This window comes from Streptomyces scopuliridis RB72, from assembly GCF_000718095.1.
In the GTDB taxonomy this organism is placed as follows: Bacteria; Actinomycetota; Actinomycetes; order Streptomycetales; family Streptomycetaceae; genus Streptomyces; species Streptomyces scopuliridis.
In genome coordinates this window covers 109,088-121,921 of record NZ_JOEI01000010.1, presented here as the reverse complement: position 1 = coordinate 121,921, position 12,834 = coordinate 109,088, and the positions used below count along the sequence as shown (strand labels likewise).

General features: G+C 69.5%; 10 protein-coding genes and 1 pseudogene. All 11 read right to left on the bottom strand.

Annotated features, from left to right (window positions below; translation table 11 throughout):
* Positions 1-84 precede the first annotated feature (84 nt).
* The 11 genes and pseudogenes from IF11_RS0115235 to IF11_RS0115190 all read right to left on the bottom strand — a co-directional run bounded on the left by IF11_RS0115235 (position 85) and on the right by IF11_RS0115190 (position 12,741).
* Positions 85-1,212 (bottom strand): cytochrome P450, encoded by a 1,128-nt coding sequence (locus IF11_RS0115235; protein ID WP_037727796.1) that lies wholly within the window; start codon positions 1,210-1,212, stop codon positions 85-87.
* Between the two features lie 164 nt (positions 1,213-1,376).
* The gene (locus IF11_RS0115230) at positions 1,377-2,501 is read right to left on the bottom strand and encodes a methyltransferase (protein ID WP_051745937.1); all 1,125 of its coding nucleotides are present in this window, start codon (positions 2,499-2,501) and stop codon (positions 1,377-1,379) included.
* Positions 2,502-2,531: 30 nt separating this feature from the next.
* Complete coding sequence (locus IF11_RS0115225; protein WP_030352122.1) at positions 2,532-4,166, bottom strand: serine hydrolase domain-containing protein; 1,635 nt, start codon at positions 4,164-4,166, stop codon at positions 2,532-2,534.
* Positions 4,166-5,023, bottom strand: coding sequence for a class I SAM-dependent methyltransferase (locus tag IF11_RS0115220; RefSeq protein WP_240627760.1), 858 nt, complete (start codon positions 5,021-5,023; stop codon positions 4,166-4,168). The genes IF11_RS0115225 and IF11_RS0115220 overlap by 1 nt, the downstream gene beginning before the upstream one ends.
* Positions 5,020-6,126 (bottom strand): Gfo/Idh/MocA family protein, encoded by a 1,107-nt coding sequence (locus IF11_RS0115215; RefSeq protein WP_030352120.1) that lies wholly within the window; start codon positions 6,124-6,126, stop codon positions 5,020-5,022. The genes IF11_RS0115220 and IF11_RS0115215 overlap by 4 nt, the downstream gene beginning before the upstream one ends.
* A 4-nt stretch (positions 6,127-6,130) precedes the next feature.
* Positions 6,131-7,438, bottom strand: a complete 1,308-nt coding sequence (locus IF11_RS0115210) for a B12-binding domain-containing radical SAM protein (RefSeq protein ID WP_030352119.1) — start codon at positions 7,436-7,438, stop codon at positions 6,131-6,133.
* Positions 7,439-7,450: 12 nt separating this feature from the next.
* Positions 7,451-8,548: a Gfo/Idh/MocA family oxidoreductase gene (locus IF11_RS0115205; RefSeq protein ID WP_078490697.1), complete on the bottom strand. Its 1,098-nt coding sequence runs from the start codon at positions 8,546-8,548 to the stop codon at positions 7,451-7,453.
* Positions 8,549-8,556: 8 nt separating this feature from the next.
* The gene (locus tag IF11_RS0115200; RefSeq protein WP_030352117.1) at positions 8,557-10,215 is read right to left on the bottom strand and encodes a Rossmann-fold NAD(P)-binding domain-containing protein; all 1,659 of its coding nucleotides are present in this window, start codon (positions 10,213-10,215) and stop codon (positions 8,557-8,559) included.
* Positions 10,216-10,273: 58 nt separating this feature from the next.
* Positions 10,274-11,260, bottom strand: coding sequence for a 3-oxoacyl-ACP synthase III family protein (locus IF11_RS0115195; RefSeq protein ID WP_030352116.1), 987 nt, complete (start codon positions 11,258-11,260; stop codon positions 10,274-10,276).
* 232 nt (positions 11,261-11,492) lie between these two features.
* Positions 11,493-11,650: pseudogene (locus IF11_RS43200) on the bottom strand (DUF2201 family putative metallopeptidase); the annotation flags it as partial.
* Positions 11,651-11,658: 8 nt separating this feature from the next.
* Entirely contained in the window at positions 11,659-12,741 is a 1,083-nt protein-coding gene (locus IF11_RS0115190) for a tartrate dehydrogenase (RefSeq protein ID WP_030352115.1), read from the bottom strand.
* Between the last annotated feature and the right edge of the window lie 93 nt (positions 12,742-12,834).

Sequence of the window (12,834 nt, the reverse complement as noted above, 5' to 3'; positions counted from 1 at the left end):
CGGACTGTTCCGACGCCGGTCGTCGCCCGCGGATTGGCTCACCGCCGCCGCACGGCGTACCGCTTCACCTCCCGGGGCCGCGCGTCACCACGACACCGGGAGTGTGGTCGGCCCGCGTACGACGGCCTCGGCCGGCCGCCAGCGCAGGGCGGTCGGAGGGACGGTCAGGCGCAGCCCGGGGGCCGCCCGGACCAGTTCTTCCAGTGCGACGCGGAGCTGGAGCCGGGCCAGTTGGGCCCCGAGACACACATGCGGTCCATGCCCGAAGGTCAGATTTCTGGGCATGTCACGCCGGACGTCGAGGACTTCGAGGTCCGCGTGTTCGGCCGCGTCGAAGTTGGCGTGCAGCAGCGATACGACGACACCCTCCCCCGTCCCGATCCGCTCCCCGCCCAGCTCGATGTCCTGCCGCGCCACACGCGTGAAGCTGATCGGGACGACGGGCGCGTACCGCAGAAGTTCCTCCACCGCCCCTGGGATCAGCCCCGGCCGGGACACCGTCTCCCGCCACTGCGCCGGGTGTTCCAGCAGAGCGAGCGCCGCGAGACCGGTCTGGCCGATCGTGGTCTCGTACCCCGCGTTGAGCAGCAGCTCGATGAGGGCGAGCAGTTCCTGTTCGTCCAGCGCGCCGTCCTGCTCCTGGGCCAGGATCAGCGTGCCGAGCAGATGCTCCCCGGGTTCACGGCGTGCGAGGTCAGCCAACGCGGCGAAGTACGCGCGCAGTTCGCTCCTGGCCGACTCCGACTCCTGTGGTGAGCAAGGGGTGATGCCGTGCGCCCGGTCGGCCAGCCGGGAGAATCGGTCCTGTTCGGCCTCCGGTACGCCCAGTACCTGGCAGATCGTGGAGGCCGACAGCGGCATCGCGTAGCCGGATACGAGGTCGATCGCGCGCCTGTCCTTGAGCAGGCCACGGGCCGTCCGCCGGATCGGGCCCTCCTGGGCGGCCATGGCCTCGGGGACGAAGGCGCGGTTGACCAGTTTGCGCAGCCGGCCGTGCGCGGGCGGATCGAGGCTGGTGAGGGCCACCGGGTCCGGCCGCAGGGGGTGGATGGCGGGTGCCGACCCCGCGACGGCCAGGGCCCGGCTGAACCGGGGGTCGGTCAGCACCTGACGCCCGAGTTCGTAGCGGGTGACAAGCCAGAGACGGTCGCCGGTCGGCGCGAGCACACGCACGACGTCCGGCACCGGATGCCGTGGGAGGTAGGGGAGCATGGGGCCGCGCTGCACCCCGGTGGCGTGCTGGGTGTGCGCGGCAACCGCCTGATTTCCGAGGGGACTTGGAGGGCTGTCCCCGGACCTGGTCCGGGGACAGCCGCCGGGAGCGGTCCCGGACAGGGACGGCTCTCCTTCGTCGGTCGTCATCTGGCCGGATCCGTCTATTTGACGCCGACGACCATGTATTCGGGCCCGTCGAGGTGGCTGACGGTGATGGACCCGAAGCCAGCCTCGGTCAGCCAGTCCCGGCACTGGGAACCGGTGTAGCCCAGTCCCCCGGCGGAGACCAACGAGACATTGAGGCTGGTCAGCATCCCTGTGGTGTTGGTCCGGCGCTCGTCGTCGATGAGCGACTCGTAGATGAGCAGCGAGCCGCCGGACGGCAGCGCCTCGTAGGCCTTCCGGATGAGCATCTGCTTGATGTCCACGTTCCAGTCGTGCAGCACATGGCCCATGACGATCACGTCCCCGGCCGGCAGCGGATCGTGGAAGAAGTCGCCGCCGGCGAATCGGGCCCGGTCGGTGACCCCCGCCTGGTCGAGATGGTGGGTGAAGCGGTCGCTCACGGCGGGCAGGTCGAACCCGACGCCGTGCAGGTGCTCGTGGGCGCCCAGTACCTGGGCCAGCAGCGCGCCCTCGGAGCAGCCCACGTCCACGACCGTGCGTACCGGCTTCCAGTCGAACGCGGTGGCGATGGCTTGATTCGCCCCCATGCTGTAGCCGGTCATGGCCCGTACGAAGCCCGTGACCTGGTCGGGGGTCGCGAACGCCTCGCCGAAGGTGTCGCTTTCGGCGTCGGCCTCCACCAGCGTGCCGTCGCCCGCCGTACGGCCGTCGCCGCCGCCCGATTCGGCGAGTGCACCGGAGAAGTCCAGCCGATCGCCGCTGCGCAGCCCTTCGGTGAGCCGGGACCACCAGCCGAATCCGGAATTCAGGAAGGACAGATAACCGGACACGTCCGTGGCGGGTTTGTGGGGGTTGAGGTATTCCTCGGCCACCGGGGAGTTACGGTAGCGCCCCTCCATGCGCTCCAGCATTCCCAGAGAGACCAGACTGTTCAGGAAGTCGGGCGCTCCCCGGCCTTTGATCCCGAGCCGCGCGCACAGCTCCTCGGTCGTACGGGACCGCCCCGACAGCTCGGTGAATATGCCAAGTTCAACTGCGCTCAGCAAGACTTTCGACTTCCAGAACGCGGTGGCGATGTCGATGATCGCGTGTGGAGATCCGGGAGACCCGGGAGACCCGGGAGATCCGGGAGATCCGGCGTCATTCCGCGACTGAGTCATTCTGATTCCCCTCTTGAAAGAACTGGCACATCACACGAGGCCGAGATCGTGATGGATGGCGTCGCCGATGGCGAGCATCCGTTGCTGGTGTTCGTCCTGCGACGCCTTGCCGTTGAGATGTACGGCGGCCACGACTCCGGTGTCCGGGTCGGCGAAGGCCACGGACGTCCACAGTCCGTAGTGGCCGAAGGCACGGCGGGAGGCGTATTGGCTGAAGGCTGTGTACTCCTTGCCGAGGTGGTGTGATTCCAGCCGGAATCCCAGCCCCCAGTCGGCATTGCCGAAGGCGTCGGTGAGGCCGACGCGGTGTCGTGCGGTCATCGCCATGACGGTCTGCGGCCGCAGGATCCGGCCGCCTGTTCCCTGGCCGTCGGCCAGCAGCGTTTCGAAGAACCGGCCGAGGTCCTCGATCGGTCCGCGCATGTTGAGCCCCTGGATGGGGCGGGTGCAGGAGGCTTCCGTGGCGTACCACTGGGTCGGTTCGGCCGGGAAGCCGCCTCCGGTGATGTGGATCAGCGGCAGCCGGCCGGCCACGTCCCGGTACTCCTCGGCGGTGAGCACCATCCGGGTGTCCGTCATCCCGCAGGGCGCCAGTACCTCTTCCGTCAGGTAGCGCTCGTAACTCCGGCCGTCAACCGCACGGACGATGTCCGCCAGCAGGAACCAGGCCCACCAGGGCGCGTAGTTGATCCTGGTCCCCGGTGCGGCGCCCAGTGGGATCCGCATCGTGCGCAGCTGCTCGCGGCGCACTCCGGCCGGGGCGGCGAAGGTGCCGTGCAGGGGGTCCAGTGCCATGGGGACCGGGGTGGTGTGGGTCAGCAACTGGAAGAGGGTGATCTTCTCCCGTCCTTCGCCCTCGAACCACGGGAGGTACTCGGCGACGGGACGCAGCGGGTCCAGCAGCCCCCGCTCCCAGAGCTGTCCGACGGCCACGGCCCCGACCGCTTTGGAGCAGCAGTACCAGATCGGCCACGACCGGCGGGTGAAGGGCACCTGGGGCCGGCTCTCCCCGAGGGCGACGGACACGGCGGTACGCGACGAGGCGTGCGAGACGTACAGCTGCGCCCCGGGGGTGGTGCGGCCGAGCTCGGCGCGCAGGACCGCCATGGTCCGTGGCAGCGTGTCGTGCGCCGACTCCACCGCCGCTGTCTCGTCCTCCTCCCGGCCGACGACCGGGCGGTGTGTCCGCCGCGCGGGCGGCGGGCCCGGAGGCTCCACGAGGCCGGCGGTTCCGGCCCGCAGTCTCGCCAGCTCCCCCGATACGTCCTGCTGGAAGATCCGGTCGAGGAAGAACACGAACAGGAACGCGCCTTCCAGCCGGAGGCCGCCGTGTTCGAACAGTCGCGTCCGCCGCGTCTGGTCTCCGAACAGCAGCGTGCCGGCGTCCGCGTGGGTGAGCGTGAAGGCGAGGGTGGGGCGTACGGCGCTGTGGCCCGCCGTGAACCGGAGGGCGCCGGTGGTGAGGTCGATCAGAATGTCGAGCGCGTCGGCGGTGCCTTCGGGCGCGTCGGTGATGTCCAGGGAGACCCGGATGGCGGCGCTCTCGTCGGCCGGGAGCGCGGCGAACGCGGCGTTGGAGCCGCCGAGCCACTCCGGCGAGAACAGTGCGTACCGGGCCGGAACAGTGGTGGCGGACGGGTCCGTCCTGGCGGGAGCCGTCCCCATCAGGACCTCTTGGCCAGGGTGAACCGTACTTTCGAGGTCATGGTGAGGCTCCCGTCGGGGGCCTTGAGGGAGTCCAGTTTCGCGTTCACGGCGGCGACGGCCTTCGCGCGCTCGTCGTCGGGGACGCTCTCCCAGAACTGGCGCCCGGCGGTCGACCACACCCACCGCCACCACTGTTCGGCGTTGGTGAAGTGGGTGACGCAGTCCTCCTCGGCCGTCTCGGCCTCGGCGAAGCCGGCCTCCGCGAGCATGGCGTGCAGGGCGTCCACGGAACGGAAGGGGCTTGTCTCGGGCAGGGTGTGCGAGGAGGGGCCCCGGCCGTACGGTGCGCCGGCCGCGTACACCGGGTCCCACAGCGGGTCCGGCCGCCCCCACCAGGACACCCCGAACCGTCCTCCCGGCTTCAGCAGCTCGCGGTAGCGGGCCGCGGCGGTCTGCGGGCGGGGGAAGAAGAACAGGCAGATCCCGGCGAGGACGGTGTCGAACGAGCCGGGTGCGGTGGCGATGTCCTCCAGGGCGACGGTCTCCGCGTCGCCGACGACGGCCCGCACCTGGCGCAGTCCCTGCCGGGCCGCCTCCTCCTGAGCCCGTGCCACCATCCCGCCGGACAGGTCGACGCCGATGACCTCGCCGTCGGGTCCGGCCGCCCGTGCGGCGGGAATCAGTACGGCGCCGGTGCCGCACCCGACGTCCAGCACTCGGTGCCCGGCCGCGACCCCGGCGTGGGCGACCAGCCGGCGGCCGAGGTCGTTGAAGTGCTCGACCCCGACCCGTTCGTAGGTCGGCGAGCTGCGGTCGAAGAGCTGGGCCAGCGCCGCTTTCCGGTCGGCTTCCCTGTCGTGCATGACGTCGCTCACGCTGTGCCTTCCTCGTGTCGCGTGCCGGTACTGAGCCGTACCGGTCCTCCGGTCGCCGCCGATGTGTAGACGGCGGTCACGACGGCCACCGCCTGCCGTCCGGCCTCCGCGTCCGCCAGCGGGGGCCTGTCGTCCCGTACCGCGTCGAGGAAGTCCAGAAGCTGGTCGCGATGCGGCTGGTACAGCAGGCCGATCCGGTCCCTGGCCGTGTCGCGCTTCTGGGACGGGGCGTGGTCGGCCGCCTGGTTGGCGCTGCCGAACGCCCCGTAGGCGGGCGCCCGTTCACCTTCGCGCGCGACGTGGAAGTACTCCAGTTCGTCGCTGTCGATGACCACCGAGCCCCGGTCGCCGTGCACCGAGATCCGGGCGGTACGGCCCGGGTAGGCGGCGGTGGTGGCCAGCAGTACGCCCAGCGCGCCGCTCGCGAACCGCAGGCTCGCGGTGGCCACGTCCTCCACCTCGATGTCGTGGTGTGCGAGCAGGGCGGTGTGCGCGGCCACCTCCACCACCGGTCCGGCCAGCCACTGGGCCAGGTCCACCGCGTGCACGGCCTGGTTCATCAGCGCCCCTCCCCCGTCGAGGAGGCGGGTGCCGCGCCAGCTGCCCGAGCTGTAGTAGGACTGCTCGCGCCACCAGGGCAGCTCGATCAGGACGGAGGTGATACGCCCCAGCTCCCCGGCGTCGATCGCCGACCGGGCGAGGCGGGTCGCCGGGTCGAAGCGGCGCTGGGAGACCACACCGAGCGTTCCGCCCTCCTGCCGCGCGACCGAGATCAGCCGGTCGGCGGCGGCGGGTGACACATCGATGGGCTTCTCGACGAGCAGGTGTTTTCCCGCGCGGAGCGCGGCGGCTCCGAGGTCGGCGTGTGTTCCGCTCGGTGTGCACAGCAGGACGGCGTCCACGTCCGTACGAGCGAGCAGTCCGGGCACGTCGAGGTGGTCGCAGCCCAGTTCGGCGCCGAGTTCCCGGGCACGTGCCCGGTCGCGTCCTGCCACGGCGGTCAGCCGGGCCCGGCCGTTCAGCTCGGGGTCCTCCCGGGCGAGGAGCCGCCCCAGGAAACCGCCGATGGACCCGCAGCCGATGATCCCGAACCTCAGCTCCACGGGGTCAGCCGACCGGGACAATGGCGTTCCCGAGATAGTTCGGCAGCTGGGTGAGACGGCGTTCCTGGTCGTCCAGGTCGGCCGGGTACCTCTCGCGGTAGCGCCGGGTCACTTCCTGGATCTCACGCCAACTCGTGGGCACGGAGCCATCGTTGTACTGCGGGGCGAGCTGGTCGTAGAGGCTGGTCCCGGGGCGCAGGAACAGCTGGTTGATGCCGAACCACCCGGGGACGCCGCCCGCCCAGTCGACCAGCCAGTCGGACATGCAGGCGTCGTCGTCGGGGAGTCCGAGCAGGATGAACGCGAAGGGGACGATCCCGGCGTCCTTCAGCTTGAGCACGGCGTCGCGGATCTGCTGCTCGCTGACGCGTTTGTGGACGCCCGTGCCGGCCACGGCGGGCGACTCGGCGCCCAGCCACATGCCCTGGCAGCCCGCCTTGGCCCATTCGGTGACATCGCTCTTCAGCACGATCTCGGCCCGGGTCTGGCCGACCCAGCCGACTCCCTGGCCGCGCAGGCGCCGGCAGATGTCGGTGTAGAAGGTCTTGTTGATGCCGAAGACGTAGTCCAGGAAGAACTGGAAATCCAGGCCGGCCGCCTGCTGGGCCTCCACTTCGGCGATCACCCGGTCGACGGGCTGGATCCGCATGCGGTTGCCGAACGGCAGATGGCAGAACGTGCAGCCGTACGTGCAGCCGCGGGCGGCCAGCACCATCCCGCAGGGGCCGGGCTGCGGCAGTCCGTCGACGATGACCTCGGCCGTATAGCTCCGCAGGGGAACCAGGTCGTAGGCGGGGAGCGCGAACTCCTCCAAGGGGATGTTCGCGTACGGCTTCGGGCGGTCCCCGACGATGGCGAGCGGGGAGGCGGGCGCGATGTCACCGGACAGGACCGGGGCGGTCACGCCCGCGCTCAGGCTGCGGACGGCCTGGACGGCCGCCGAGTCCGCCTCGCCGAGGGCGACATGCTGGACCCCGAGGTCGAGCCTGGTCGCCTCGGGAAGGTGGGTGCCGTGCGGCCCGATGGCAATGGTGCGGGCGCTCGGGAAGCGGGCCTTCGCGACGTCCGTGGCGGCCCTGATCGGGCCCAGGTCCAGCGGGTAGCACTGGGCCCGGTCGGCGATGGCGGAGGAGATCAGCAGGATGTCGGGATCCTCGCCGACGGGGGGCTCGTCCTGCAGGCGCTGGTCCCAGACGCTGACCTCATGGCCTTCGGCGCGCAGTTGACCGGCGGCCATGAGGATGTCCAGGGGGATCTGGATGAAGTACTGGTCGAACTTGTTACTGGGGACCACCAAGCAGATTCGGCTCATGAGCGGATGACCTCACAGACGGGCGGAGGGGGTGGCGTGCGGTTGTGCCGTGGGCGGCAGTCCTTCGCGGGACCGGGCCACCTCGGCCAGACGGCTGATGCGGTGAATGGGCCGCAGGTCGACCTCGGGGCGGGCGGGTCCGGTGAGCAGAACGTCCATTGACCACCGCAGCGCGTTGTCCATCGGGGAGTCGTGGAAGAACCATTCGCTCCGGTGGTCGGGGCCCTCGACGGCCAGCCAGTGCGTATTGCGCGCCAGCGGGGTGCCGTTGAGCAGCGTGACGGGATCCAGCTTCACGGTGAACCGCACCGGCCCGGCGGTGATCTCGACCAGCCGCTGTCTGCTCTCCGCGCCTTCGGGGGACGGCCCCATCCATTTCGGCGCGGGCACGAGCGGATGGGCGTCGGGCCCGACGATGGTGGAGTACAGCTCGATGGTGAGGTCGTCGATCGTGGTGGTCTCATGAGCGGCAGTGCTGGTCAGTTCCGGGTCGACCGCCACACGTACGTCGTGCTCGGCCGGGTCGGTGAGCAGATACCGGTCGTACACCCCGGTCGGCAGTACGCCGCTGACCAGGGCGAGCATATGCAGCCACTCGTAGCCGAAGATCCCGTAGTCGTGGTCCACGAACCGGCCCGCCGCGATGTCCTCCCTGCGGTCCTTGCCGAATCCGACCCGGACGCCGCTCACCGGGTACCCGGGCGCGAACTCCTTCTTCAGACTGCGCAGTACGGCGGCGGCCTCGGCATGCCGGTACTGGTTCATCACCACCAGGCGGGCCCGCTCGTACCCGGCCAGCAGCGCGGTGAGTCCGGCGCCCTCGCCGGGGCGGCAGACCGGCTTCTCCACCAGCAGCCGCGCCGCCGGGTCCCGGGCGAGCACCTGCGCCACGGTCTCCAGGTGCGTCGCGGTGGGCGAGCACACCGACCACACGTCGACCGGTACGTCGCGCGGCACGTCCGCCACGCGGTCGTACCGGGGGGCGCCGGTGTCAGGCGCCTCGGCCAGGGGGTCCACGACACTGACGAGGAACCCGAGGGCGCTCAGCAACCGCTCGTGCAGCCGGCCCGCGACCCCGTAACCGACCACGCACACATGTGTCCTGGACATGCGCGCTGTCACAGGGCGGTGGCGGTCAGGAGGTGTTCCGGCGCGGCCGTCCGGTGCTGTTTCCCCGAGAGGTACTCGCTGTAGTACGCGTGGAACAGCTCGGCCTCGTCGATGGCCCGGTCCACCGGCTCCAGATGGAGTCCGGGGTCGAGCGAACCGATGTCCCGGCACAGGGTCTTGGCGGCGATCAGCGTTCCCGCCCGGTAGGCGTCGTAGCCGCGGTTGGCGATCCCCTCGTACTCGAAGAGATTGAGCGAGCGGCCGTCGCCCAGCACCGTTGCCGCGGCTCCCGAGGGCAGGACGTGGCGTACTCCGACGTACGGCACGACCGTCGACTCGACCCCCTCGAATCCCTCGCTCAGGATGCTGAAGTCCTTGGTGGCGAACCCGGCGAGATAGACACCGTCGGGCAGCAGCGGCAGGTCCTCGGCGGTGATGGCGAGCTCTCCGGTGCCGCCGATGACCAGGAACGGGGAGTGGCCGCGCAGCGCCTCGGCGGCGGTCTGATAGGTCTCGAAACCGTGTTCCGCGGCCGTGATGAGCGCGAGGATGTCGGTGTCCACCACGCTCACCCGGCAGCCGAGGGACCGCAGCGCGTACGCCACGCGCGCTCCCAGCGTGCCGAAGCCGAGGATCAGCACATGCCGGCCGATGAACTTCTCGCCGGGGAGGATGGCGCGAAGGCGCCGGACACAGGAGTCCGCGATCTCGTTGTAGCCGAGCATCGTCTTCAGGCGCGAACGGGCCATGTTGAGTACCGGGATGGACAGTTCGCCCGGGGCGTTGGCGATACGTTTCAGTCCGCTCACGGTCAGTTCGAGAGCGGCGTCGATGTACTCGGTGAGCACTCCGTCCGCTCCGTACCCCTGCGCCAGTAACCCGCCGTCGTCGATCACCAGCACCTTGCGGCCGGCGGCGTGGGCCTGCCGGATGAAGGCGTTGACGCGCTCGTTGACACCGAGCGCGTACGCCTGGGCGGCCGTGTCGGCCGTGTCATTGATGACCGAGTTGTCCAGTACGTCGCTCAGATAGCCGTGGTTCAGAAACCAGGCGTGGACCCGGCTGCGGTGCAGGGTGCGGTCCCCCTTGGAGAGCGCGAAGACCCAGTTGGGGTCGAGACCGGCCCGCTCCATGCCGAGCAGGAAGCCCACGCTGTTCTCCACGTAGTGGTCGCGGAAGATCAACGCCCAGTCGGCGAGGGCGGGTTCCTTCGTGGCGTACCGGTCGACCAGCGGCATGGCCCGGACGATGGAGTCGATCTCCGCCTCGCTGTAGCACTGTCCCCGGAGTGTCAGCTTCTCCAACAGGGAGACGAACAAGGCGCGTATGTCGTCGGGCAGCGGGCCGGAGGTGGTGAGCAGCACCCGGCGGCTGCCCGCCGCCGGCAGGATGTGGTCAAGGGTGTCGGGAGCGACATCGGGCAGCGGCCGACTGCGGATCTCCAGGCAGCTGTCGCCGAGACGCACCCGGTAATTCCCGGGCTGGAGGACCTCCAGCGTATGTTCCGTCGTGGGCCGGCCGTCGTCATGGAGCACCGACCTGATGACATCGTGGAGTTCGTCGCAGGTCATCCGGCCGTCCAGTACCTCGTACAGGCCCTCGGGGGGCTCGGCGGCCACCCGGCCATTGAGCGCGTCATCTACCGACTCGGTTTCGAAGACTGTCACTTTCCAACCTCTTCTCAGGCGCGTTCAATCGCAAATGACTATCCGGGGGGAGACAGAACTAGAACCAGGTCAATACAGTTGCCGCCGCCGTCATCCCACCTCCCACTGCCGCGAGGAGAATGCGCTCACCGCGTCGGAATGGTCTGCGTAATTGCGCATCCCGCATCGTGATGGGAATGGAAGCCGCCCCCGTGTTGCCATACTGCGGGGCCGTCATCGGGACCCGGTCCGGGTCCAGTTTCAGTTGGGACGTGATGTTTTCCAGCAACCGCACATTGGCCTGATGGAAAATAAACCGGTCGATGTCCTCGATCGACAGCCCGTCGTCCGCCAGAGTCGCGCCGATGACCTCGGGAAGCGCCCGCAGGGCGTACTCCGCGACGGGCCTTCCGTCCATTTTGAACAGATGCTCCCCCGCGGCACGCGCCTCAGGGGTCAACGGCTTTCTGGTACCACCGGCCGGCACCTCCACCAGTGATCGCAGACTCCCGTGCGCCACCATGCGCGACGCGCCGATTCCGTAACCCTCCGGCACCGGTCCGAGCAGCGCGGCACCGGCGCCGTCACCGAAGAGGCTGACCGTTCTCCGGTCGGTGCGGTCCATGACGGAGGAGAACATGTCGGAGCCCACGACAAGGGCGTACGTACCGAAGGCGGAGGACGAAGAGAGCAGCGCGGAGGCGATCGTGAGCCCGTGGACGAACCCGGAGCACACCGCGTTGATGTCAAAAGAAGCCGCCGCTTCGAGACCCAGCAGGCTCTGCAGGGCCACGGCCGTCGCGGGCTGCGGCTGATCCGGAGTGGCGGTGGCGACGATCACCAGGCCGATGTCCCGCTCGATCCCGGGAGTTCTGCTGAGCAGGTCGGTGACCGCCTCGTGGGCGAGATCGGAGGTCGCCACCCCGGCGGGCGCGTAACGCCTCTCGTAAATACCGGTACGCCGGGCCACCCAGTCTTCCGGGGCGTCCGCCCATTCGCTGATACACGCGTTGTCGATGATCACTTCTGGAACATGAAATCCAACCCCTAAGACACCGACCGGCATACAAGACCTCCCTGGCCCTCAACGCTGGTAGATATGCGCAGGCGAAGTCGGAAAATCGGCCGCCCCTTCGTGGTTCGCGACTTCCGGTGCGCCACCTTTCTGTGTTCCCTCGGGCAAAGCCATCCTACGAAAACCGGAGGATGAACTTCATCCCCTACAACCCCTATGAGCCCCTACAGGGCTCGTGACCCCCACACGTCCCATGCGAGGAGGGCGCGAGGAGACAGGGGCTCACGGCACGGGAAATCGCGACGACCTCAAGGAGCGTGCCGCCCAGTTCGGTGTCACTGACAGAGGCGGAGGTTTCGATGACCGCGGAGACCCTGGGTGGCCCGCGCCGCAGGCTCGGCAGAACGGCGGCGGGCACCCGGCCGAGCGCCTCGACGGCCGGACAGGGCCTAGTTGGTCAGGTGGCCGATGAGGGCCTTGGTGACGTCTTCGGTGGTGGCGGTGCCTCCGACGTCGCGGGTGAGGACGCCGGCGGCGGTCGTCGCCTCGATCGCCCTGTTCAGCCGGGCGGCCTGCTCGGGCAGGCCGAAGTGCTCCAGCATCAGGGCCGCGCTGCCGACGGCTCCGATGGGGTTGGCGAGGCCCTGTCCGGCGATGTCGGGCGCGGAACCGTGGACCGGCTCGAACATGCTGGGGTAGCGGCGCTCGGGGTTGAGGTTGGCGCTGGCGGCGAGGCCCAGGCTGCCGGCGAGCGCGCTTCCGAGGTCGGAGAGGATGTCGGCGTTGAGGTTGGAGGCGACGACGACGGAAAGGTCCTCGGGCCTCAGGACGAACTTCGCCGACATGGCGTCGACGAGAACGCTCTCGGTCTCCACGTCCGGGTAGTCCTGGGCGACGCGCTTGAACACCTCGTCCCAGAGAACCATGCCGTACTGCTGGGCATTGCTCTTGGTGACGCTGGAGACCTTGCGCCGGTCGCGGGTGCGGGCGAGGTCGAACGCGAAGCGCATGACGCGCTCGCACCCTACTTCGGTGAACAGGGCCGACTGGATGGCGACTTCGCCTCCGGGGCCGCGGCCGGAGAGGTTACGGCCGCCGAGCCCCGCGTACTCGCCCTCGCTGTTCTCGCGTACGACAACCCAGTCGAGTTCGGTGTGGTCGGCCTTGCGCAGGGGGCTCTGGACGCCGGGCAGGAAGTGCACGGGGCGGATGTTGGCCCACTGGTCGAAGTTCTGGCAGATCTTCAGGCGCAGTCCCCACAGGCTGATGTGGTCGGGGACGGTGGGCCAGCCGACCGCGCCGAAGTAGATCGCGTCGAACTCCTTGAGCCGTTCGAGGCCGTCGTCGTCGATCATCTTGCCGGTCTTCCCGTAGTAGTCGCAGCCCCAGGGGAACTCCTCCCAGTCGAAGGCGAAGGCTCCGTCGGAGTTCTCGGCCAAGGCGTCCAGGACGGCACGGCCGGCGGCCACCACCTCGGTTCCCACACCGTCGGCGGGGATGGCGGCGATACGGAAGGTGCGGGGCTTGGTCACGGGTGCCTCCTGGGTGAATTCGGGCGGGTTCTTCCTCGTTCACGAGTCAACAAGGGGGGTGAAAGCCCGTCCAAGACGTGGTTCCGATGCGAC